General features: G+C 73.0%; 16 protein-coding genes. 10 read left to right on the forward strand and 6 right to left on the reverse strand.

Annotated elements, in window-relative coordinates; all coding sequences use genetic code 11:
* Positions 1 to 13 precede the first annotated feature (13 nt).
* Positions 14 to 787: an SDR family NAD(P)-dependent oxidoreductase gene (locus tag ACH4TL_RS40970; protein WP_398330353.1), complete on the reverse strand. Its 774-nt coding sequence runs from the start codon at positions 785 to 787 to the stop codon at positions 14 to 16.
* 124 nt (positions 788 to 911) lie between these two features.
* On the opposite strand from ACH4TL_RS40970, the gene ACH4TL_RS40975 reads away from it, so the two are divergent.
* Complete coding sequence (locus tag ACH4TL_RS40975; RefSeq protein ID WP_398330356.1) at positions 912 to 1,829, forward strand: LysR family transcriptional regulator; 918 nt, start codon at positions 912 to 914, stop codon at positions 1,827 to 1,829.
* 118 nt (positions 1,830 to 1,947) lie between these two features.
* Here ACH4TL_RS40975 and ACH4TL_RS40980 read toward each other — a convergent pair whose 3' ends face one another.
* Complete coding sequence (locus ACH4TL_RS40980; protein ID WP_055557379.1) at positions 1,948 to 2,262, reverse strand: WhiB family transcriptional regulator; 315 nt, start codon at positions 2,260 to 2,262, stop codon at positions 1,948 to 1,950.
* Between the two features lie 397 nt (positions 2,263 to 2,659).
* On the opposite strand from ACH4TL_RS40980, the gene ACH4TL_RS40985 reads away from it, so the two are divergent.
* The 4 genes from ACH4TL_RS40985 (at position 2,660) to ACH4TL_RS41000 (ending at position 7,019) form a co-directional block, all read left to right on the forward strand.
* A complete protein-coding gene (locus tag ACH4TL_RS40985; RefSeq protein WP_003948568.1) occupies positions 2,660 to 3,271 on the forward strand; it encodes a response regulator transcription factor in 612 nt (203 codons plus the stop codon).
* 298 nt (positions 3,272 to 3,569) lie between these two features.
* The gene (locus tag ACH4TL_RS40990; protein ID WP_398330360.1) at positions 3,570 to 4,181 is read left to right on the forward strand and encodes a sigma-70 family RNA polymerase sigma factor; all 612 of its coding nucleotides are present in this window, start codon (positions 3,570 to 3,572) and stop codon (positions 4,179 to 4,181) included.
* Positions 4,182 to 4,308: 127 nt separating this feature from the next.
* Positions 4,309 to 5,811 (forward strand): IMP dehydrogenase, encoded by a 1,503-nt coding sequence (guaB, locus tag ACH4TL_RS40995; protein ID WP_398330363.1) that lies wholly within the window; start codon positions 4,309 to 4,311, stop codon positions 5,809 to 5,811.
* An 83-nt stretch (positions 5,812 to 5,894) separates the two neighbouring features.
* The gene (locus ACH4TL_RS41000) at positions 5,895 to 7,019 is read left to right on the forward strand and encodes a GuaB3 family IMP dehydrogenase-related protein (protein ID WP_063736842.1); all 1,125 of its coding nucleotides are present in this window, start codon (positions 5,895 to 5,897) and stop codon (positions 7,017 to 7,019) included.
* A 73-nt stretch (positions 7,020 to 7,092) separates the two neighbouring features.
* On the opposite strand, the gene ACH4TL_RS41005 is transcribed toward ACH4TL_RS41000, so the two are convergent.
* Positions 7,093 to 7,743: a hypothetical protein gene (locus ACH4TL_RS41005; protein ID WP_398330366.1), complete on the reverse strand. Its 651-nt coding sequence runs from the start codon at positions 7,741 to 7,743 to the stop codon at positions 7,093 to 7,095.
* A gap of 315 nt (positions 7,744 to 8,058) precedes the next feature.
* On the opposite strand from ACH4TL_RS41005, the gene ACH4TL_RS41010 reads away from it, so the two are divergent.
* Positions 8,059 to 9,204, forward strand: a complete 1,146-nt coding sequence (locus tag ACH4TL_RS41010) for a rod shape-determining protein (protein ID WP_398330369.1) — start codon at positions 8,059 to 8,061, stop codon at positions 9,202 to 9,204.
* 101 nt (positions 9,205 to 9,305) lie between these two features.
* Positions 9,306 to 11,486, forward strand: coding sequence for a DUF6049 family protein (locus tag ACH4TL_RS41015; protein WP_398330372.1), 2,181 nt, complete (start codon positions 9,306 to 9,308; stop codon positions 11,484 to 11,486).
* Positions 11,487 to 11,512: 26 nt separating this feature from the next.
* Here ACH4TL_RS41015 and ACH4TL_RS41020 read toward each other — a convergent pair whose 3' ends face one another.
* Positions 11,513 to 12,784 carry a nucleotide sugar dehydrogenase gene (locus ACH4TL_RS41020; RefSeq protein WP_398330375.1) on the reverse strand — a complete coding sequence of 424 codons (1,272 nt, stop codon included), beginning with the start codon at positions 12,782 to 12,784 and terminating at the stop codon, positions 11,513 to 11,515.
* A 157-nt stretch (positions 12,785 to 12,941) separates the two neighbouring features.
* Here ACH4TL_RS41020 and ACH4TL_RS41025 point away from each other — a divergent pair, with 157 nt between their 5' ends.
* Positions 12,942 to 14,648, forward strand: coding sequence for a glycerol-3-phosphate dehydrogenase/oxidase (locus ACH4TL_RS41025; protein ID WP_398330378.1), 1,707 nt, complete (start codon positions 12,942 to 12,944; stop codon positions 14,646 to 14,648).
* A gap of 35 nt (positions 14,649 to 14,683) precedes the next feature.
* Here the strand turns inward: ACH4TL_RS41025 and ACH4TL_RS41030 are convergent, their stop codons facing one another.
* A complete protein-coding gene (locus tag ACH4TL_RS41030; RefSeq protein WP_398330381.1) occupies positions 14,684 to 15,853 on the reverse strand; it encodes a serine hydrolase domain-containing protein in 1,170 nt (389 codons plus the stop codon).
* A gap of 212 nt (positions 15,854 to 16,065) precedes the next feature.
* On the opposite strand from ACH4TL_RS41030, the gene ACH4TL_RS41035 reads away from it, so the two are divergent.
* Complete coding sequence (locus tag ACH4TL_RS41035; protein WP_398330383.1) at positions 16,066 to 18,126, forward strand: serine/threonine-protein kinase; 2,061 nt, start codon at positions 16,066 to 16,068, stop codon at positions 18,124 to 18,126.
* Positions 18,127 to 18,288: 162 nt separating this feature from the next.
* A complete protein-coding gene (locus tag ACH4TL_RS41040; RefSeq protein WP_398330386.1) occupies positions 18,289 to 20,895 on the forward strand; it encodes a protein kinase in 2,607 nt (868 codons plus the stop codon).
* Positions 20,896 to 20,931: 36 nt separating this feature from the next.
* On the opposite strand, the gene ACH4TL_RS41045 is transcribed toward ACH4TL_RS41040, so the two are convergent.
* Positions 20,932 to 22,485, reverse strand: a complete 1,554-nt coding sequence (locus tag ACH4TL_RS41045) for an AMP-binding protein (RefSeq protein WP_398330389.1) — start codon at positions 22,483 to 22,485, stop codon at positions 20,932 to 20,934.
* Positions 22,486 to 22,580: the final 95 nt, after the last annotated feature.

Here is a 22,580-nt window from a genome sequence, read left to right on the forward strand (position 1 = left end):
CGCGCGACGGGGGTCAGCCCTTGGCCGGGGTGCGGCCCACCTTGGCGGAGACGCCCGCCATCGCCGCCCGCGGCACCAGCTTCGACAGGCCCGCCAGCGCCTTGTACCGCGGGTCCGGAATCGACAGCGACTTGCCGCGCGAGAAGTCCTTGAGCGCCGCCGCGACCAGCCGGTCCGCGTCCAGCCACATCCAGTCCGGCGCCTTGTCCGGCGTGATCCCCGCCCGGGAGTGGAACTCCGTGCGCACCAGCCCCGGGCACAGCGCCATCAGCCGCACCCCCGACCGCGCCAGGTCCTTCGCCGCGCCCTGCGTGAACTGCACGACCCACGCCTTGCTCGCCCCGTACGTCCCGCGAGGGAAGAACGCGGCCACCGAGGCCACGTTGATCACCCCGCCGCGGCCCCGCGCCCGCATCGTCTTGGCGGCGGCGCTGGTCAGCCGCAGCACCGCCTCGCAGTGCAGCTTCAGCATCCGCAGCTCATCGGTGAGCGGTGCCTCCAGATAGGGGGCGCTGTTGCCGAAACCGGCGTTGTTGACGAGCAGATCGACCGGATGCGTACGGTCCTCCAAGCGCTTCTCGACCGCGGCGATACCGGCGTCCTCGGACAGGTCGGCGCGCAGGACCTCCGCCTCGACCCCGTGCCGGTCGTGGAGGTCGGCGGCCTGGTCCCGGAGCCGCTTCTCGTCGCGGGACACCAGCACCAGGTTGTGCCCGTTCGCCGCGAGCCTGCTCGCGAAGGCGGAACCGATGCCCGCCGTGGTTCCGGTGATCAATGCAGTCGTCATACGCGCACGTTATCGGCCGGGCGATCACTCCGCGCCCGGGCGCCGCGGCCCTCCCGCCCGGTACCCCGTCAAAGCCTTGGCGCGATATTCCGGTCCGCACCCAAGTGCCCCTTATGCTCGGGGCATGATCGAGGCTCGTCATCTGAGGGTGCTGCGCGCGGTGGCCGCCACCGGCTCCTTCTCCGCCGCCGCCCGCGACCTGGGCTGCACCCAGCCCGCCGTCAGCCAGCAGATGAAGGCCCTGGAGCAGTCCACGGGGACGCCGCTGCTGATCCGTACCGGGCGGGAGATGCGGCTGACCGAGGCGGGCGAGGCCCTCGTACGGCACGCGGCGGGCATCCTGGCCGGGCTGACCGCCGCCGAGGAGGAGGTCGCGGCGCTCGCCGGGCTGCGGGCCGGGCGGGTGCGGCTGGTGTCGTTCCCCAGCGGCAGCTCGACGCTGGTGCCGACCGCGCTGGCCGGGATGCGCGCCGCCCACCCGGGGACCAGGGTCTCCCTGGTGGAGGCCGAGCCGCCGCGTTCGGTGGAGATGCTGCGCGGGGGCGACTGCGAGATCGCGGTCGCCTTCCGGTATCCGCAGGCCGGGCCGGAGGCGGATCCGGCGGCGGGCTGGGACGACCTGGTGGTGCGGCCGCTGCTGCGGGACCGGCTGGTGGTCATGGTCCCGCACGACCACCGGCTGGCCGGGGCCGGGACGGTGGGGATCGGGGAGCTGGCAGAGGAGCCGTGGATCGCGGGCTGCCCGCGGTGCCGTCGCCACCTGGTGGAGGTGTGCGAGGCGGAGGGCTTCACGCCGCGGATCGACTTCGCGACGGACGACTACCCGGCGGTGGTCGGGCTGGTCGGGGCCGGGCTCGGGGTCGCGGTGCTGCCGGAGCTGGCGCTGGAGTGCGTGACCGCGAAGGGGACGGCGACGCTGGAGGTCACGCCCGCGGTGCGGCGCGAGGTGGTGGCGCTGACGCTGCCGGACCTGGCGCGGGTGCCCGCGGTGGCGGCGACCCTGGACCGGCTGGAGCAGGCGGCGCGGGCGGCGCGGCGCTGACGCGCGAAATCCCGCCGATCGTCCGCGGGCCCATGGGGCCGGGGGCACGGTCGGCGGTGGTGGTGCGGGGACGGGTGGGGGAACGTTTCTTCAGAAGATGGGAACGCTGAGGCCCAGGTCAGGACCCCGGGGCTCCCGAGGAGGCGACCGTACGATGACGGGCCCGCCCCATCAGCTCCTCGCGCTCGTCCTCGGTCAGTCCGCCCCACACCCCGTACGGCTCGCGCACGGCCAGGGCGTGAGCCGCGCACTGCGCCCGTACCGGGCAGCGCATGCACACCTCTTTCGCCGACATCTCGCGCGCGCTGCGGGCCGCGCCGCGCTCACCTTCCGGGTGGAAGAAGAGCGAGCTGTCGACACCGCGGCACGCCGCCAGGAGCTGCCAGTCCCACAGATCGGCGTTCGGACCGGGAAGACGGGAGAAATCTGCCATTGCCTTGTCTCCTCGAAGCGATCGAATGCGGACGCTGTGTCCCGGGTCGTACACCTACTGTGTAAGTAGATGTAAATATGACTCATTGCGAATCTAGCCACACAGACCGGCAAATTGGAAGCAAGGTCGCCAAATGCCACCGAAGGGGATGACCTTTGGGGGAGACGTGACAGGGCGCGACCTGCGCGGGGAAGCGCCTCCGTGTCCGAGGGCTCACGTAGAGTGTCGAAGGTGGCCGCCGAACCCCGTAACTCTTTCGGGTGACCGTCGTTGAGAGTGCGGAGGCGGTTGATGGGTAAAGCTCTCGGACACATATCCGGGGCTGTCAATCGCTCAGGTGACGATATGTACCAGCCTGGAGGCTCAAGGTGACGCGCATCAGCTGCGGAGGGCGGCCATGACATCCGTCCTCGTCTGCGACGACTCCCCGCTCGCCCGAGAAGCGCTGCGCCGCGCGGTGGCGACAGTGCCCGGCGTCGAGCGGGTGACGACGGCGGCCAACGGCGAGGAAGTCCTCCGCCGCTGGGGCGCCGACCGCTCGGATCTGATTCTGATGGACGTGCGCATGCCCGGCCTCGGCGGAGTCGAGACCGTGCGGCGGCTGCTCTCCGCCGACCCCGGCGCCCGGATCATCATGCTCACGGTCGCCGAGGACCTCGACGGGGTCGCGCTGGCCGTGGCCGCGGGCGCCCGCGGCTATCTGCACAAGGACGCCTCGCGCGCCGAGCTGCGCGCGACCGTGACGCAGGCCCTCGCCGACCCGACCTGGCGGCTGGCCCCGCGGCGGCTGCGCTCCGCCGAGATGGGCGCCGCGCCCACGCTCACGGCGCGCGAGATCCAGGTGCTGGAGGGCATGAGCCACGGCCGGTCCAACGCGGAGATCGGCCGTGAGCTGTTCCTCTCCGAGGACACGGTCAAGACCCACGCCCGCCGGCTGTTCAAGAAGCTCGGCGCGTCCGACCGGGCCCATGCGGTGGCCCTCGGATTCCGCTGGGGCCTGGTCCGCTAGCCGGGCCGGTCTCCCATCGGCATAAGAACATGCTGCGCAGCGGGGGCGCCAAGGTCCCCGCCCGCCGGGTGGCGGGCGGGGCGAGAGCGTGCGCGGCACCGGGTGTGACGGCGGCTTGTACCGGTTCCCCGCGCGATGCCGCATCCTTGAAGGCGTGGAGTTCCTCGGGGACGAGTCTGTCGGGCGTGAGGGGAGAGCGCAGGACGTGACGACTACCGGCGCACCTACTCATAACGCTTCTACGCACAACTATGGACGCGATGCCACGGACCCGCCGGGCCCAAGGCACCATGGACGAATGCGCGACGACGAGAGTCAAGGGCCCCCCAAGGGCGGTAGCCCGGGGACGCCGGGGGCGATCGGCGCCCTCGTCGGGCGCGCGGTCGAGGGCGATGAGCAGGCCACTCACGACCTGCTGGCCCATGTTCATCCGCTGGCCCTGCGCTACTGCCGCACCAGGCTGTCCCGACTGCCGGGTGACGCCCGTCATTTCGTGGACGACCTGGCACAGGAGGTCTGCCTCGCGGTGCTGTGCGCGCTGCCGCGCTACCGCGACACCGGCAAGCCCTTCGAGGCGTTCGTCGTGGCCATCGCCTCCCACAAGGTCGCCGATCTCCAGCGGGCGGCCATGCGCCACCCCGGTTCCACGGCGTTCCCCTCGGACGAGATGCCGGAGCAGCCGGACGATTCGCTGGGCCCCGAGGAGCGGGCACTGCTGAGCAGCGACGCGGAATGGGCCAAGAAGCTGCTCGCCAACCTTCCGGAGAACCAGCGCGAGCTGGTGCTGCTGCGGGTGGCCGTCGGGCTTACCGCGGAGGAGACGGGGCAGATGCTCGGCATGTCGCCGGGCGCGGTGCGGGTCGCACAGCACCGGGCGCTGAGCCGGTTGCGCGCGCTGGCCGAACAGTAGCGCGATCGGTCGTTCCGGGCGGCATCACCAGCGGTATTCGTCGGTTGTCCACAGGGCGGAATGTGACACCGGGGATGGCCGTTAGCATGGGAGTCCGCGCTGGGGCAAGACCATTTGGAAGGGTGTCATGACTGACAACGTCGACGGAGTGCCTGAGAAGTTCGCGATGCTCGGGCTGACGTACGACGACGTGCTGCTGCTGCCGGGCGCCTCCGAGGTGCTGCCGAACGCGGTCGACACCTCGTCCAGGGTCTCCCGGAACGTGCGGGTGAACGTGCCGCTGCTGTCGGCCGCCATGGACAAGGTCACCGAGTCCCGGATGGCCATCGCCATGGCCCGCCAGGGCGGTGTGGGCGTGCTGCACCGGAACCTGTCCATCGAGGACCAGGCGAACCAGGTCGACCTGGTCAAGCGGTCCGAGTCCGGCATGGTCACCGACCCGATCACGGTCCGGCCGGACGCCACGCTCCACGAGGCGGACGCGCTGTGCGCGAAGTTCCGCATCAGCGGCGTCCCGGTCACCGACGCCGCGGGCAAGCTGCTGGGCATCGTCACCAACCGGGACATGGCCTTCGAGGTGGACCGGGGCCGTCAGGTCCGCGAGGTCATGACCCCGATGCCGCTGGTCACCGGCAAGGTCGGGATCTCCGGTGACGACGCGATGCAGCTGCTGCGCCGCCACAAGATCGAGAAGCTGCCGCTGGTCGACGACGCGGGCGTGCTCAAGGGCCTGATCACGGTCAAGGACTTCGTGAAGGCCGAGCAGTACCCGAACGCGGCGAAGGACGACGAGGGCCGGCTGGTCGTGGGAGCTGCCGTCGGCGTCGGCGACGAGGCGTTCGACCGGGCGCAGGCGCTGGTCGAGGCCGGGGCCGACTTCCTGGTGGTCGACAGCGCCCATGGGCACAGCCGCGGCATCCTCGACATGATCGCCAAGGTCAAGTCCAATGTCTCCGTCGACGTGGTCGGCGGCAATGTCGCCACCCGTGACGGCGCCCAGGCGCTGATCGACGCGGGTGTGGACGGAGTGAAGGTCGGTGTCGGCCCGGGCTCCATCTGCACCACCCGGGTGGTCGCGGGCATCGGCGTCCCCCAGGTGACCGCGATCTACGAGGCGGCCCGCGCGTGCCACGCGGCCGATGTGCCGCTGATCGGCGACGGCGGCCTCCAGTTCTCCGGTGACATCGCCAAGGCGATCGCCGCCGGTGCGGACACGGTGATGCTGGGCAGCCTGCTGGCCGGGTGCGAGGAGTCGCCGGGCGAGATGGTCTTCATCAACGGCAAGCAGTTCAAGTCCTACCGGGGCATGGGCTCGCTGGGCGCGATGCAGACCCGCGGCCAGGCCCGCTCGTTCTCCAAGGACCGCTACTTCCAGGACAACGTGCTCTCCGAGGACAAGCTCGTCCCCGAGGGCATCGAGGGCCAGGTGCCCTACCGCGGCCCGCTGTCCTCGGTCGCCCACCAGCTGGTCGGGGGCCTGCGCGCCTCCATGGGGTATGTCGGCTCGGCGTCCGTGGCGGAGCTGAAGGTGAAGGGCCGCTTCGTGCGGATCACCTCCGCGGGCCTCAAGGAGAGCCACCCGCATGACGTCCAGATGGTCTCCGAGGCGCCGAACTACTCCGGTCGTTAACGCGCGCGACCCCCGCGCGACGGGCTCCGCGCGGGGGATGGCGATACTGGTACGGCAGAACAAGCCAGCGAAAGGCACCCCACGTGACTGAGATCGAGATCGGGCGCGGCAAGCGCGGCCGCAGGGCGTACGCGTTCGACGACATCGCCGTCGTGCCGAGTCGTCGTACCCGGGACCCGAAGGAGGTCTCGATCGCCTGGCAGATCGACGCCTACCGCTTCGAGCTGCCGTTCCTGGCCGCCCCGATGGATTCCGTGGTCTCCCCGCAGACCGCGATCCGCATCGGCGAGCTGGGCGGCCTCGGGGTGCTCAACCTCGAGGGGCTGTGGACCCGGTACGAGGACCCCGAGCCGCTGCTGGCCGAGATCGCCGAGCTGGACGAGCGCACCGCGACCCGGCGGCTCCAGGAGATCTACGCCGAGCCGATCAAGGAAGAGCTGATCGGCCAGCGGCTGAAGGAGGTGCGCGACTCGGGCGTGGTCACCGCCGCCGCCCTGTCGCCGCAGCGCACCGCCCAGTTCTCCAAGGCCGTGGTGGACGCCGGGGTCGACATCTTCGTCATCCGGGGCACCACCGTCTCGGCCGAGCACGTCTCGGGCGCGGCCGAGCCGCTGAACCTCAAGCAGTTCATCTACGAGCTGGACGTCCCGGTCATCGTGGGCGGCTGCGCCACGTACACCGCGGCGCTGCACCTGATGCGCACCGGCGCGGCCGGGGTGCTCGTGGGCTTCGGTGGCGGCGCCGCCCACACCACCCGCAATGTGCTGGGCATCCAGGTGCCGATGGCCACGGCGGTGGCCGATGTCGCCGCCGCCCGCCGGGACTACATGGACGAGTCCGGTGGCCGCTATGTGCATGTGATCGCGGACGGCGGGGTCGGCTGGAGCGGCGATCTGCCGAAGGCGATCGCGTGCGGCGCCGACTCGGTGATGATCGGCTCGCCGCTGGCCCGCGCCACGGACTCGCCGGGCCGTGGCCACCACTGGGGCATGGAGGCCGTGCACGACGAGGTGCCGCGCGGCAAGCGCATGAACCTGGGCGTGGTCGGCACGACCGAGGAGGTCCTGCTCGGCCCCTCGCACACCCCGGACGGTTCGATGAACTTCTTCGGCGCGCTGCGCCGGGCGATGGCGACGACCGGCTACTCGGAGCTGAAGGAGTTCCAGCGCGTCGAGGTGACGGTGGCCCCGTCGAACGACAAGCGCTGAGCGTAGTCAGCAGACAAGGGGAGGGCCCCGACCGCGATGCGGTCGGGGCCCTCCCCTTGTGCCCGTGTCGGCGTCAGCGGTTGCTGACCCGGAAGGCGGCACCGGCGGCGGCGATCGGGGAGAGGATCATGAAGATCCACGTGATCGCGTCGGCGTCTTCCTTCCAGGTGTCGAACAGGTCGCTGAAGTGCTCGAAGAAGATCTCGTTCGCGGACGGGATGTTGGCGGAGGCCGCGGCGGCGCCACCGATCTTGTCCACGTAGTTGGTGGCCGCGTCGTTCATGATCATCGCGTAGCCGTACAGCTCGCCGAGGAAGATGGCGGCGAGCGCCAGAACCGCGCCGGCCACCCACAGCCCGACGTTGCGGCCGCCGAGCTTGGCGACCGTGGCGCCGACGAGCGCGCCGAGCGCGACACCGGCGTACGCGAACTTGGTGACCTCCGGCGGATTCGAGTCGGTGTCCGCGAGCGCGCTCAGCAGGAACGCGTACGCCAGCGCACCGACGAGAGCGGCCACGAGGGCGGCGCCGACCGCGGCGAGCGGGTTGCCCTGGCGGCCCACCTGCGGCGCGGGCGGCGGAAAACCGCCGGCGAACTGCGGCTGCTGGGGCTGCGCCTGCGGGTAGCCGTAGCCCGGCTGCGGCGGCGCGGGCTGCTGCGGGTAACCGCCCTGCTGCTGCGGGTAACCGCCTGGCTGCTGCGGCTGCTGCCAGTTCTGGCTCATGAAATCCCCCGGGGATGAAGGTGATTCGCGTTCGGGGACAGCCGTGACCGAGGCGCGGCAACGGCCCGGAACGCGAACGATTCGAGCCATAAAAGTAACAGGAGTGCATGACAATCAGACAAGTCGCGTCCGGGCTCCGTGACATGGCTGGGACCAGACGGAGACATGGTGTCCCGGTAAAGGAGGACATTGCTCCGCTATGCGGTGACGCGTCAGGCGTCCCCGACCGCGGCGGGGTCACGGCCGGTTCGTTGTGCCGGATGCGAATCTCGGCGCCGGCAGGACAGAATCCGGCATAAGCAATAATGTCAACTTATGGCGCAGAACAAGTCGTTCACTGGGCGAGACATGGGCATCGACCTCGGCACCGCGAATACGCTGGTGTACCTGCGGGGCAAGGGCATCGTGCTCAACGAACCGTCGGTCGTGGCGGTCAACACGGCCGACGGCAACGTGCTGTCGGTGGGTTCGGCGGCGAAGGAGACCATGGGGCGGACCCCGACGAACATTGTCGCCGTTCGACCGCTCCGGGATGGGGTCATCGCCGATTTTGAGGTCGCCGAGCGCATGCTGCGGTACTTCATCAAGAAGGTGATGGGCACCAGGCGGCTGGCCCGTCCCCGCGTCGTCGTCTGTGTGCCGTCCGGCATCACCGGTGTCGAGCGGCGCGCGGTGATGGAGGCCGCGACCCAGGCCGGGGCGCGGCAGGTGCATCTGGTCGAGGAGCCGATCGCGGCGGCGATCGGTGCGGGCCTGCCGGTGGGCGAGCCCACCGGTTCGATGGTCGTCGACATCGGCGGCGGCACGACGGAGGTCGCCGTCGTCTCGCTGGGCGGCATCGTCACCGCGCGCTCGGTGCGCACGGCGGGCGATGCGATGGACGTCGCGATCAGCACGTACGTCAAGAAGCAGTACGCGCTGGCCATCGGCGAGCGGACCGCCGAGGAGATCAAGGTGTCCATCGGGTCCGCCTCCCCGACCGGCTCCTGGTCGGCGCCGCGCGCGATGTCCGTCCGGCAGGTGGAGCGCAACGTCGAGGTGCTCGACAACGGTGACAACGAGGACACCCAGGCCCTGCTGCCGCCCGACCGCTGCACCATCCGCGGCCGCGACCAGGCCACCGGGCTGCCCAAGGTCCTCGAACTCACCGCGGACGAGGTGCGGCACGCGCTCGCCGAGCCGGTGGACAGCATCGTCGCCGCCGTCCGGTCCACGCTGGACGAGACCCCGCCGGAGCTGGCGGGCGACATCATGGACCGCGGCATCGTGCTCACCGGCGGCGGCGCGCTGCTGCGCGGTCTGGACGTACGGCTCGGCCGCGAGCTGGACATCCCGGTGCTGGTCGCCGACGACCCGCTGGACTGCGTCGCCGTCGGCACCGGCCGCTGCGTCGAGGACTTCGCTTCGCTGCGGGCCGCGATGGACGCCAGCCCGCGCCGCGCGGACACCGTGCGGGTCTGACCCCGCCGTCCCTCCAACGGGCCGCCCGGCGTGCGGCCCGGGTGCCGGCGTGGTGGGCTGGTGACCGGGCCGGATCGTCAGGCGGGAGGTGCGGCGGCGAGGTGACGGCAGGAGCACGGGCGTACGGGTGGACGATCGCCGTGGCGGTCGCGCTGCTCCTGCCCGGCGGGCCCGCCACCGCCGCCCCGGCCGTACGCGCGCCCGCCGCCCCGGCCGTAAGCGTGAACGCCGCGCGCCCGTACCCGCTCGCCGTCGAACTGCGGTCGCTGAGCCCCTCCGTGGTCCGCCGCGACGGCGAGGTCAGGATCAGCGGCACCGTCACCAACACCTCCCGGCGACGCGTCACCGGCGCCCACATCGGCGTACGCATCGGCGCCGCCGGGCCCGTCGACACCCGCGGCGCGCTCGCCGAGCACGCCGCGCGCACCGCCCTGACCCGCGCCGACGGCACCGAAGTCACCGACCACACCGCCCGCCTCGCCCGGCTCGACGCCCATACCGGGCGCCGCCGCTTCGACCTCACCGTGCCCGTCTCCGCCCTCGGCCTCGACGGCGCGGGCGCGTACCCGCTCACCGTGACCGCGGCCCTCCCGGACGGCCGCGTACTCGGCCTGACCCGCGGTCAGCTGCCCGTCTACCCCGACGGCACCGGCCTGGAGCGGATGCGCACCACCGTCCTGTGGCCCCTCACCGACGTGCCGCACATGGAGGCCCTGACGCGCCGCACCGGCGACGACCGCGTGCTGCCGGTCTTCCGCGACGACGCGCTGACCGCCGCCTTCGGCCCCGGCGGGCGCCTGCGGCGGCTGGTCGAACTGGGCGCGGACCAGCCGGTGACCTGGGCCGTCGACCCCGATCTGATCGTCCAGGCGCAGGCCATGGCGCGCGGCTACCGGGTGGCCCGCACCCCCGGCAGCAGCGATCCGCAGGAGGCCGGTCCCGGCAAGGGCGGCAAGGCGGCCGCCGGATGGCTGGCCGCGCTGCGCAAGGCGGTGCGCGGCCGGGACGTGATCGCCCTGCCGTACGCCGACCCCGACCTGGCCTCCCTCGCCCGCGGCGGCGACCCGGCGCTGGCCCCGCTGCTGCGCCGCGCGTCCGCCACCGGCACCGCCGTGGTGAACCGGGGCTTGAGCGTCCGCGCCCGCGACGGGGTCGCCTGGCCCGCGGCCGGGGTGCTGGACGCCGGGATCGCCGGAGCCGCGCGGCGGCTCGGCCTGGACACGGTGCTCGCCTCCGGCGAGGGTCCTGGCCCGTACGGCGCGTCGCTCGTCGCCGGGGGTGCCACGGACGACGGGGCGGTCGCGCTCGACGGCGGCAGCACCGCGCTGACGTACGACGCGACCCTCGCGTCCCTGCTGTTCCGCAGCCACCCGGCCGCGGGCGCCGCCGGGGAGCCCGCCCGGCTCGCGCTGCGGCAGCGGCTGCTGGCCGAGACCCTGACGGCGGTACGGGAGCTGCCGTACGCGGCGCGCGACCTGGTCCTCGTACCGCCGCGCCGGATGCCGGTCGGCGTCGCGCGGGCGCTGCTCTCGGCGCTGGCCGCGGGTCAGGAGGCGGGCTGGCTGGAACCGTCGCGGTTCCAGGTCAGCCTGCGGGAGCCGGAGGCGGGGGAGTTGCGGGAGGACGGCGGCCTCCCGGCCGGGCTGCACGCCTCCGAGCTGCCGCCGGAGCGGCTTGCGGCGGTCGCCAGGGACCGGCGGGCGCTGCGCGCGCTGGCGATGGTGCTGTCCGACGCGCGCGCAACGGTGGCGTCGGTGAGCGCGGCGCTGGCGCGGTCGGTGTCGACGGGCTGGCGCGGCGACGCGGCCGGGGCGCGCGCCTATCAGGAGGGCGTGGCCCGCTATCTGGCCGCCTCGATCGCCTCGGTGCGGCTGGTGCCCAAGTCGCGGGTGGTGGTCACCGGGGGCTCCGCGACCATCCCGGTCACCGTCGCCAACGGGCTCCAGCAGGACCTCACCGGCGTCGAGCTGCGGGTGCTCTCCAGCCGCCCGGAGCGGGCCCGCGCGGTCGACCGCGCCGTGGCCGTGCGCGCGTCGCGGGCGGTGAGCCGGACGGTACGGGTCCGGCTGAGGGCGCACGCCAACGGTCCGGTACGGCTCACCGCCCAGCTCTACACCCGCGCCGACGGACGCCCGTGGGGAGCGCCGATGACGTTCACCGCCGACGTGCGCTCGGTGCCGTCGGGCGCGGTCGCGCTCGTGGCGGGCGGCCTGTCCCTGATCGCCCTGGCGGCGGCCCTGCGGCTGCGCAGCGCGCGTCGGCGGGAGGGTGCTGGCGGGTGACGCGGCCGCGTCGCGGACCCGGGGCGCTACAGACGGTGGGCGACGCCCGCCGGGCTGGCGCCGCGGGTGTCCAGGAGCAGCTGGGCCTTGACCGCCAGGCCCTGGAGGTCGTACGTGCGGTGGTGCTGGAGCAGCACCGTCAGGTCGGCCTCGGCCGCCGCCTCGTACACGGCGTCCGCGCGCGGCACCGGGCGGCCGAGCACCCGCCAGCCCGGTACGTGCGGGTCGTGGTAGCTCAGCTGGGCGCCCAGCTCCATCAGCCGGGCGGCGATCTCGCGCGCCGGGGAGCCCTCCTCGTCCGCCACGTCCGGTTTGTAGCTGACGCCGAGCAGCAGGACGTGGGCGCCGCGCGCCGACTTGCCGTGCTCGTTGAGGAGCGTCGTACAGCGCTGGGTGACATAGCCGGGCATCCGCCCGTTGACCTGCTGCGCCAGCTCGACCATGCGCAGCGGGAGGCCGAGCCCGCGCTGCGGGCGCGTCATCCCGTCGCATTCGATCGGCGCGCCGTGGCCGCCGACGCCGGGTCCCGGGCGGAAGGACTGGAAGCCGAACGGCTTGGTCTCGGCGCAGCGCACCACGTCCCACAGGTCGACGCCGTTGTCGTGGCAGAACGCGGCCATCTCGTTGACCAGGGCGATGTTGACGTGCCGGTAGTTGGTCTCCAGGACCTTCACGGTCTCGGCCTCGCGCGGCCCGCGGGCGCGGACGACCTTCTCGGTGAGGCGGCCGTAGAACGCGGCGGCCGCCTCGGTGCAGGCGGCGGTGAGGCCGCCGATGACCTTGGGGGTGTTGCCGTAGCCGTAGGCGCGGTTGCCGGGGTCGAGGCGGCCGGGGGAGTAGGCGAGGTGGAAGTCGCGCCCGGCCCGCATCCCGGACCCCTCCTCAAGCAGCGGACGCAGGAATTCCTCGGTGGTGCCGGGGTACACGGTGGATTCCAGCAGAACAGTGGTGTGCGGGCGCAGCCACCCCGCCAGCGCGCGTGCCGCCTCGCCGACCGCGGACAGATCCAGCCGCCGGTCGTCGCCGAGCGGCGTGGGGCAGCAGATGACGGCGGTGCGCACCCGGCCCAGCTCGGCCGGGTCGGTGGTGGTCCTGAAGCCGCCGGAGATCATCCGGCGCAGCTCGGCGGCGGTGAGCGAGCCGTCGCCCGCGCCGGTGGGCAGCCGTCCGGCCCGCAGCTCGTCGGCGGCCCGGGAGTCCGGGTCGTAGCCGATCGTACGGATACCGGCGGCGGTGGCGGCCTGGGCGAGCGGGAGGCCGAACGGGCCGAGTCCGATGACGGCGAGATCTGCGGGCATGACTTCGAGCGTCCTTCCCGAGGCGATTCCGGATGGCGCAAAGGCAGACTAAGCGGAAATATGACTCATATTCAGTATTGACGGCATGGCACGGCGAAGGGAAAGCCAGGAAAATCACCAGGCAGCGTCGTGACGTCGATCACAACGGGAGGCAGCGGTGAAGACACCGGCACTGGGACCGGCCGAGCGCGGCGAGGCGCTGGCCCGGATGGCGGACCGTGAGCTGGACGTGCTGGTCGTGGGCGGCGGGGTGGTCGGCGCGGGCACCGCGCTCGACGCCGCGACCCGCGGCCTGGAGACCGGCCTCGTCGAGTCCAGGGACTGGGCCTCCGGCACCTCCAGCCGCTCCAGCAAGCTGGTCCACGGCGGCCTGCGCTATCTGGAGATGCTCGACTTCGCCCTCGTCAGAGAGGCGCTGAAGGAGCGCGGACTGCTGCTGGAGCGGATCGCCCCGCACCTGGTCAAGCCCGTCCCGTTCCTCTACCCGCTCAAGCACCGCGGCTGGGAGCGGGTCTACGCGGGCGCGGGCGTCGCGCTCTACGACGCGATGTCGGTCTCCTCCGGACACGGCCGCGGGCTGCCCGTCCACCGCCATCTGACGCGCACCCGCGCGCTGAGCGTCGCCCCCTGCCTGCGCAAGGACGCCCTGGTCGGCGCGCTCCAGTACTACGACGCCCAGGTGGACGACGCCCGCTTCGTCACCTCCCTGGTCCGCACCGCCGCCCGGTACGGCGCGCACGTCGCCAACCGGGCCCGGGTGGTCGGCTTCCTGCGCGAGGGGGCGCGCGTCGTCGGCGCCCGGGTGCACGATCTGGAGCAGGGCGGTGAGTTCGAGGTCCGGGCCCGCCAGGTGGTGAACGCCAGCGGGGTGTGGACGGACGAGACACAGGCGCTGGTCGGGGAGCGCGGCCAGTTCCACGTCCGCGCGTCCAAGGGCATCCACCTCGTCGTCCCCCGGGACCGCATCCACTCCACGACCGGGCTGATCCTGCGCACCGAGAAGAGCGTGCTGTTCGTCATCCCGTGGGGGCGGCACTGGATCGTCGGCACCACCGACACCGGCTGGGACCTCGACAAGGCGCATCCGGCCGCCTCCAGCGCCGACATCGACTATCTGCTGGAGCACGTCAACGAGGTCCTGGCGGTGCCGCTGACCCGCGACGACGTCGAGGGTGTCTACGCGGGCCTGCGCCCGCTGCTGGCCGGGGAGTCGGACGCGACCAGCAAGCTCTCGCGCGAGCACACGGTCGCCCATCCGGTGCCGGGCCTGGTGGTGGTCGCGGGCGGCAAGTACACGACGTACCGGGTGATGGCCAAGGACGCCGTGGACGAGGCGGTGCACGGCCTCGACCGGCGGGTCGGCCCCTGCGTCACCGAGGAGGTGCCGCTGACCGGGGCCGTCGGCTACAACGCGCTGTGGAACGCGCGGGCGCGCATGGCCAAGCGCACCGGGCTGCACGTCGCGCGCGTCGAACATCTGCTGAACCGGTACGGCTCGCTCACCGAGGAGGTGCTGGAGCTGATCGCCGCCGATCCGCGGCTCGGCGAACCGCTCGCCGCCGCCGACGACTATCTGCGCGCCGAGGTCGTCTACGCCGCCTCCCACGAGGGCGCCCGCCACCTGGACGACGTCCTCACCCGTCGCACCCGCATCTCCATCGAGACCTTCGACCGCGGGACCCGCGGCGCCCGCGAGACGGCCGAGCTGATGGCGCCGGTGCTGGGCTGGGGTCCTGAGCAGATCGACAAGGAGGTCGAGCACTACGAGAAGCGGGTGGAGGCGGAGCGCGAATCGCAGCGGCAGCCGGACGACCTGACGGCGGACGCGGCCCGGCTGGGCGCCCCGGACATCGTGCCGCTGTAGCCGCTGCGCGCGCTGTGGCCGTTGTCGGCGCGGGGTCACCGGTCCGGGCAGAACTCCGCCGTGAGCAGGGCCGTCTCGGCGTCCGGGTCCGGCGGCCCCGCGCTGTTGAGGCGGTAGACGAAGCTGTGGCGGCCGTCGCGGGTGGCAACGGCCAGCGCGTACGAGCCGTTGACCTGGCCGTTGTGGCCCCAGACCGCCCTCCCGCACGGCAGCTCGACGGGGAACAGGCCCATCCCGTACCGGCCGCCGGACGCCGAGGTGTCCTCCATGCGCCGCAGCTCGGACTTCGGCATCGCCTTGCCGCGCAGCAGCGAGCGGAGCAGCCGGGACAGATCGTCCAGCGTGGATATCATCTCGCCCGCCGCTCCGGCGGAGGACGGGTCGAGGTCGGTGACGTCGCGCCAGGCGCCGCCCCGGGAGTCGTACGCGTTGCCGTGCGGGGCCGGGAGCGTGGTGCGGGTGCCGGGGAACGAGGTGTCGCGCAGCGCGAGCGGATCGAGGACCCGGCGCCGGGCCTCGGTGGCGTACGAGCGTCCGGTGACCCGCTCGACGATCATGCCCAGCAGGACGTAGTTGGTGTTGGAGTAGCGCCACTTCGTCCCGGGCGGGAAGTCGGGGCGGTGGGCGAGGGCGGCCCGTATCAGGGAGGCGGGGCTGTGCGCCCCGGCGCTGTCCCTGCCGTCCGTGCCGTCCGTGGCCTTCAGCTGACGCGACAGCACCGGGTCGGCGGTGTAGTCGAAGAGCCCGCTGGTGTGGGTGAGGAGCTGGCGGAGGGTGATTTTTCGGCCATTGTTGCCATGGCCTCGGACCAGCCCCGGCAGGTGTCGCTCGACGGTGTCGGAGAGGGCGAGCCTCCCCTCGCCTATCAGGCGCAGCGTCAGCGCGGCGATGACGGTCTTGGTGACGCTGCCCGCCCGGAAGTGGTCGTCCCGCTGGATGCGCCGCCCGCTGCGGGTGTCCGCGACCCCCGCCGTGGTGAAGCGGGTCACGCCGCCGTCCCGGATGAGCGCCGCCGCCCCGGGCGCCTCACCGTCGGTCACCAGCCGCCGCAGGGCCGTCCGTACGGCCCCGCGCTCCTGCGGCGCGGCGGTCTTCCGGCCTCCGCCGCCCACGTCCGCCCGGGCGCCCGTACCCGCTTCCGCGTCCGCCGTACAGCCCGTCAGCACCACGGCCATGGCCGCGACCAGCGCCACGACGGTCGGCATACGGTCTCGCCTGTGCCATCGTATGGCGGAGATGGGCATGACACGGGCCTTTCCGTTCCCTGCGGACCCTCCGATGTTCGCAGGTGCCGGTACGGCCGCCGCACCGTGCCCGCCCAGCGCCCGGACCCCGGGCTTCCCCGGGGTCGTGGATGAGAGACAATGGACGCTCTCCCAGGGTGGGTTCAGGGTGGGTTGATTTGCAGAGGGGTCGCATGTCGGAGGCTGAGAAGACGCAGGGTTCGACTGGGCGCCTCCTCGCCGGGCGGTACCGGCTGGGGGAGATCCTCGGTGCGGGCGGCATGGGCACGGTCTGGCGGGCGAGCGACCAGACCCTCGGCCGTACGGTCGCGGTCAAGGAGCTGCGCTTCCCGTCCAGCGTCGAGGAAGACGAGAAGAGACGGCTCATCACCCGCACGCTGCGCGAGGCGAAGGCGATCGCCCGGATCCGCAGCAACGGCGCCGTCACCGTCTACGACGTGGTCGACGAGGACGACCGCCCCTGGATCGTCATGGAGCTGATCGAGGGCCGCTCGCTCGCCGATGTCGTCCGGGACGACGGACCGCTCACCCCGCGGCGCGCCGCCGAGGTCGGACTCGCCGTCCTCGACGTGCTGCGCGCCGCCCACCAGGCGGGCATCCTGCACCGCGACGTGAAGCCGTCCAACGTGCTGATCTCGGACGACGGCCGCGTCGTCCTCACCGACTTCGGCATCGCCCAGGTCGAGGGCGACCCGTCCGTCACCTCCACCGGCATGCTCGTCGGCGCGCCCTCCTACATCTCCCCGGAGCGCGCCCGCGGCCACAAGCCGGGCCCGCCGTCCGACCTGTGGTCGCTGGGCGGCCTGCTGTACGCGGCGGTCGAGGGCGTACCGCCGTACGACAAGAGCACGGCCATAGCGACCCTCACCGCGGTCATGACCGAGCCGGTCGAGCCGCCGAAGAACGCGGGCCCGCTGGAAGAGGTCATCTACGGCCTGCTGATCAAGGACCCCGACCAGCGGCTCGACGACGCGGGGGCGCGGGCGCTGCTGGAGCACGCCCTGAGCGCCCCTGAGGCGTCCAAGACCCCGCCCGCCGACGCGACCCGCACCATGACCCTGCCGCCCGCCCCCTCCGCGGAGGACGAGGCGGCGGCGGAGGCCAAGTCCGCGGCGGTCGCCGAGCGCGCCCGGGGTGCGCTGAAGTCCGTACGGAACGCCAAGGGCGAGCAGAAGGCCGACCTGGCGAAGAAGCCGGACGCGTCGAAGAAGGCCGCCGGGTCCGCGACATCGGCGAAGTCCGCGGCGGCTTCGCAGCAGGGCGGGCAGGACGCGAAGAAGGACGAGAGCTCCAAGGAGAGCAAGTCCGCCGCGGGTTCCGCTTCGGCTTCCTCTTCGTCCGCTTCGTCCTCCGCTTCGGGGAAGCCCGAGGGCGGCTCCGGTGCGTACCCCTCGGTGCCGCCCCGCGCGCCGATCACCGATGTGGTGTCCAAGCGGACGCTGATCATCATCGCGGTGGTCGTGGTCGTCATCGTGGCCACCGTGCTCGCCATCGTCTTCAACGGCGGCGGCGACGGCGACAGCGCCAAGGGGAAGTCCGACGCCAAGGCGTCGGCCTCCGCCGAAGCGTCGGACGACCGGCAGAGCGGCAAGGACGCCGGTGCGTCCGGCGAGGCGAACACCCAGGCCCCGGACGGCAAGACGTCCGGCGGATCGACGGAGCAGGCCAGCTCGGACGCGTCCAAGGGCGACGACGCGGACGACGACGGCGGCAAGGGCAAGGGCAAGGACGGCAGCGGGGACGACGGCGGCAGCGGCGACAAGGGGAAGGGCGGCTCCCTGCCGAGCGGCTACGAGACCGTCAACAGCTCCGACTTCCCCTTCACCATGGCGATGCCCAAGGGCTGGTCGGTGCACAGCGGGAGCTACAGCGGCAGCCGAAAGTACTACGGCGGCTCCAGCATCCCGCGTATCCAGATCGACTTCACCTCCTCCCCGAAGCCCGACGCGGCGGCCGAGTGGCGCAAGGGCGAGGCCGCCGCGCGGAGCAGCATGTCGGGGTACAAGAGCCTCGGCATCAAGACGGTCTCCTGGCGGGGCTACCCGAGCGTGGCGGACTGGGAGTTCGAGCGTGACCAGGACGGCAAGCACGTCCGGGTGCTCAACCGCGGCTTCAAGGCGGACAGCAGCCACGGCTTCTCCATCATGATCACTTGCGAGGCGAGCAAGTGGGACGACAAGGAGTGCCGGACGCTCCGCGACACGGCCTTCAAAACCTTCGACATCACGGACTGAGCACTCCTGTCGGCGAAGCGTCGCGCGGGCCATTATCGTGAGTGCCCGTAGACCGTGCGCAGTCGCATGAACCCGCCAAAACGACCACAATTGACGGCTTGGTGCTGTGCTGATCGCATAAAGGGACGTTGAACGCGCCGATCGTGCGCCAGGGGAGGCGTCGTGGACGAGTACGCGGGCCGGGTGCTGGCCGGCCGCTATCGCCTGCCCCTGCCGCCCGCCGACGCGTACGAGTTCACCGAGACCCGCGCCTTCGACACCTACAGCGGACAGCAGGTCCACCTGCGGCAGATACCGCTTCCGGAGGTCGTGGACGCCGAGGTCGTCGGTGACGACGCCCACCCCGGCGGGGCGCTGAACGGTGCGTCCGGCACCGGCGGCGGCGACCCCGCCGTACGGCGCGCCCTGGAGGCGGCGACCGCCGCGGCGCAGATCCCCGACCACCCGAGGCTCGGCCAGGTCTTCCACGTGTTCGCGGAGGCCGGGTCCCTGTGGATCGTCAGCGAACTCGTCGCCGGGCGCCCGCTCGCCGCGCTGCTCACCGAGCGGAACCTGTCCCCGCACCGCGCCGCCGAGGTCGCCAACGACGTGCTGACGGCGCTCCGCGCGCTCCACGCCCACGGCTGGACGCACCGCAACGTCACCGCCCGCACGGTGCTGTTGTGCGAGGACGGCCGCGCGATGCTGACGGGCCTGGCGGCGGGTGCGGCGGAGGAGGCGCTGTGCGGCTACGACCCGGTGCCGGGGCCACCGGACGGGGACGCGGAGGAATACACAGGGGCGCCGCTCACCGGCGGGCCCACCGGAGCGCCCACCCCGGCGCTCCCGGACGGCTACGAGAGCGCAGGCCCCGACCAGCGCCCCGGCGGCGAGCTTCCGGAAGGGTGGCCGGAGCCGCGCCCCGGTGCGCAGGGGCCGGTCTACCGCGACCAGGGGCCGGTCTATCGCGACCAGGGCGCGGCGGGCGGCTTCCCCGCGCCGCGTGCCGCGGGCGACGACGGCCCGGGGCCCGGGCCTGACACCTGGGACGGGCCGGAAGCGGAGGCCGCATGGGCCGCCGACGGGTCCGGGCACATCCCCGCACAGGGCGCGGGAGACGACCCGCAGGGCGCCGCGGACGACGCGCCGGGCGCGGCCGCGCGCGCCGCGCGGGCCAGGGCCATCGCCGCGTACGCGGCCGGAGCCCGCGCGGCCGCCGCACGGGCCCACGCCGAAGTGCCCCACCACCCCGCCCAGGAGCCGGGGCCGCTCACCGGCGGCGCGCCCTGGCCCGCTTCCGATTCCGCTTCCGATTCCGTTTCCCGGGCGCCGGAAGGCGTCACGGTGCCCCGGCAGCCGAACGGCGACGACGGCGACCACGGCGGCGCCCACGACGGTGACGGCGGCCGTTCCTGGGGCGGCGGCGGCAAGGCGGAGGACGGCCCGCCGCGCGGCCCCACCACCGCGCTCGCCGCCGAACGGGCCCGGCAGGCGCGGATCGTCGTGGTCGGCGCCGTCACCGAGCGCTGGGCGCCCGAGCAGGCCGGCCCCGTACACGAGAACTGGCGGCTGGCGCCGCCCGTCGGCCCCGCCGCCGACCTGTGGGCGCTCGGCGTGCTGCTCTTCCGCGCCGTCCAGGGCCATGCCCCGTACCCGGAGGAGAACGCCGCCGAGCTGGTGCAGATGGTGTGCGCGGAGGCGCCCGCGTACGCGGAGGAGTGCGGTCCGCTGCGCCCCGTCGTCGAGTCGCTGATGCGCCAGGACCCCACCGAGCGGCCCGGCTTCGAGGAGCTGCGCGGCTGGCTGCGCTCGTTGATCAGGTCGGCGCCCGAGCCGGACATCGGCAGCAGTACGGTCACCGTTCCGTCGATCGGCCCGGGTGGCGCCTCCGACCCCAAACGGCTGCCGATCGTGCGCCGCCGCGGCTGGCTGGTGCGCAAGGGCCGGGGCCGCCAGGACCGGGTGGCGGCGGCCGCGCACGGGCGGCACAAGCGGGCCAAGCAGGCCGCGCGCGAACCGGGTCCGGCACCGGCACCGGCCGCGCCCCCGCGCCGGGAGCGGGCCCCCGGCCGCAAGCCGCGCAGGCTGGGGCGGGTGCTGCTCCTGCTGATACTGCTGGGCCTGGCGGCGGCGGTGCTGTACGCCATGATGTTCATGCCGCGCACCGAGGACACCGGCGGCCAGGGGGACCGTACGGGGTCGGCTGGCGCGGGAAGTCCGGCGCCCACCAGCGCCCACGACCCGGCGTCGCCGTCATCCGGCGACGGGGACGAGGGCGACAAGGGCGACGGCGGCTCGGGCTCCGACAAGCCCCAGTCCACCGCCCCGGCCGGGCTCGCGAAGGGGTTCGCCGTCCGCAACGACCCCAAGGGCTTCTCCGTCGCCGTCCACGAGGGCTGGACCCGGCGCGGCGAGAACGCGCGCGGCCAGGTCCGCTACATCGGCGGCGACATCGAGCTGGTGATCGTGGCCGGGCGGGACAAGGTGTCCGAGTTCGGCACCGACCCGATGGCGTACCAGCAGAACCGGGAGGCCGAACTGGCCGCCTTCCGCGACTCGGCGTGGGCGTCGTCCTCGGGGCTGAAGCGGATCGACGTCGGGAAGACGGCGATGGCGGAGGGCCAGTTCAGCTGGCGGGACAGCAGCGGCCGCAGCGTGTACGCGCGCAATCTGGCGATGCTGATCGACGGCCGCTACCACGTGGTGCTGGCGATCGGCCCCGCCGACGAGCGCCGCACGGTGAACCGCCACTTCGAGCAGGCGACGGCCACGTACAGCACCACGGGCTGAGACGCGTACGGCTCTCAGTGAGACGCGTACAGCTTCTCAGCGTGCGGCCGCGCCCCCGAACCGCTCCCGCAGCCGGTACTTGAGCACCTTCCGCAGCGTCTCGTTCCGCGGCAGCGCGTCCACCACCTCCACCCGCTCCGGCACCTTGTGCACCGAAAGACCCACCTCGCGCAGATAGGACCCGACGCCCTCCAGCGTCAGCGGCGCCGCGCCCACCGGCTGCTCCACCACGGCGCACACCACCTCCCCGCGCTCCGCGTCCGGCAGCCCGATCACCGCCACATCCCCCACATCCGGATGCCGGTACAGCAGTTGCTCGATCTCCTTCGCGGAAATGTTCTCGCCCTTACGGATGATGATGTCCTTGGCGCGCCCGGTGAGCACGAGATGACCGCTGTCCGTCACATGCCCGAGATCGCCGGTGCGGAAGAAGCCGTCGGCGTCGAACGCCTCGCGGGTCTGCGCCTCGTCCAGATATCCGGCGCACACCGCCTCGCCGCGCAGCCGCACCTCGCCGTCCACGACGCGGATCTCCATCTCCGCGGGCGGGCGCCCCTCGGTCGTCGCCAGCAGTTCGTCGGTGTCGTCCGGCGCCCCCATGGTGATCATGGGAACCTCGGTCATCCCGTAGCCGTGGGTGAGGCGGCAGCCCAGTTCGCGCACCACCTCGTAGTACAGCTCGGGCGGCTTGGGGGCGCCGCCACCGGCCAGCAGCCGCAGCGTCGGAATGAGCGGCTGGGCGGGGTCCTTGCGCTGCTCGGCCAGGAACATGGAGTAGAAGGCGGTGCTGCCGCCCGCGACCGTCACCCCGTGCCGCCGGTACGCGGCCAGGGAGTCCGGCAGCGCGAAGTGCTCCAGCAGCACGGCGGGAAAGCCGTACAGCAGCAGCATCACCGTGTAGTCGGGCCCGGCGACATGGGCGTAAGGGAAGGCCATCGACCCGATGTCGTCGGGTCTGAGCCGTAGCGCGTGCGCGAGGCAGGAACCGGCGGCGATGAGGCTGCGGTCGGTGTGCAGCACGCCCTTGGGGTCGGAGGTGGTGCCCGACGTCCAGTAGATCCAGCGGACGGCGGTCCCGTCGGTGGGCGGCGGCGGCAGATGCGGCGGCGCCTTCGGATCGGCGAGCGGAAGCGTGTCGTACGCCTCGAAGACGTGCGGCGGCTGCGGCAGCCGGGCGGCCAGCCGGTGCGCCATCGCCGTATGGTCGAAGCCGCGCCAGGTCCCGGGCACGGCGAAGAACCGCGCGCCCGACGCCCGGAGCGCGTACCCCACCTCGCGGTCGCGGTAGTACGGGATGAGCGGGGTCTGTACGGCGCCCAGCCGGGCCAGCGCCATGGTCAGCACAACCGTCTCCAGCCGGGTGGGCAGCTGCCAGGCGACCCGGCTGCCGGGGCCCACCCCCATCGCGTACAGCCCGGCCGCCGTGCGCTCCGCGCGGGTGCGCAGCGCGCGGAAGGTCAGCCTCCGGTCGTGCCGTCCGCTGGCGGCGGCCTGGATCAGCGCGGGGGCGTCCGGGGTGAGCGCGGCGCGCCGCTCCAGCAGTTCCCACAGCGTCGCCGATGCGCCGAGGGCATGTGCGGTGTCGGGCATCCCGGCCTCCCGTGACCGTCATCGATCTGACGCTTAGTCAGATAATGCGGGAAGCGTAAGGCCGTCCGTCTTGTCGGTCCAGGGGGCGCGGATTA

The sequence above is a fragment of the Streptomyces sp. NPDC021115 genome, from assembly GCF_044333065.1.
In the GTDB taxonomy this organism is placed as follows: domain Bacteria; phylum Actinomycetota; class Actinomycetes; order Streptomycetales; family Streptomycetaceae; genus Streptomyces.

Excerpts from the sequence above, each read along its gene's own strand:
- ACH4TL_RS41030 (WP_398330381.1), bottom strand. The coding sequence starts at position 15,853 with ATGCCGACCGTCGTGGCGCTGGTCGCGGCCATGGCCGTGGTGCTGACG.
- ACH4TL_RS41020 (WP_398330375.1), bottom strand. The coding sequence starts at position 12,784 with ATGCCCGCAGATCTCGCCGTCATCGGACTCGGCCCGTTCGGCCTCCCG.
- ACH4TL_RS41005 (WP_398330366.1), bottom strand. The coding sequence starts at position 7,743 with ATGAGCCAGAACTGGCAGCAGCCGCAGCAGCCAGGCGGTTACCCGCAG.
- guaB (WP_398330363.1), top strand. The coding sequence starts at position 4,309 with ATGACTGACAACGTCGACGGAGTGCCTGAGAAGTTCGCGATGCTCGGG.
- ACH4TL_RS41045 (WP_398330389.1), bottom strand. The coding sequence starts at position 22,485 with ATGCCCGACACCGCACATGCCCTCGGCGCATCGGCGACGCTGTGGGAA.
- ACH4TL_RS41035 (WP_398330383.1), top strand. The coding sequence starts at position 16,066 with ATGTCGGAGGCTGAGAAGACGCAGGGTTCGACTGGGCGCCTCCTCGCC.
- ACH4TL_RS40970 (WP_398330353.1), bottom strand. The coding sequence starts at position 787 with ATGACGACTGCATTGATCACCGGAACCACGGCGGGCATCGGTTCCGCC.
- ACH4TL_RS40985 (WP_003948568.1), top strand. The coding sequence starts at position 2,660 with ATGACATCCGTCCTCGTCTGCGACGACTCCCCGCTCGCCCGAGAAGCG.
- ACH4TL_RS41010 (WP_398330369.1), top strand. The coding sequence starts at position 8,059 with ATGGCGCAGAACAAGTCGTTCACTGGGCGAGACATGGGCATCGACCTC.
- ACH4TL_RS40980 (WP_055557379.1), bottom strand. The coding sequence starts at position 2,262 with ATGGCAGATTTCTCCCGTCTTCCCGGTCCGAACGCCGATCTGTGGGAC.
- ACH4TL_RS40975 (WP_398330356.1), top strand. The coding sequence starts at position 912 with ATGATCGAGGCTCGTCATCTGAGGGTGCTGCGCGCGGTGGCCGCCACC.
- ACH4TL_RS40990 (WP_398330360.1), top strand. The coding sequence starts at position 3,570 with ATGCGCGACGACGAGAGTCAAGGGCCCCCCAAGGGCGGTAGCCCGGGG.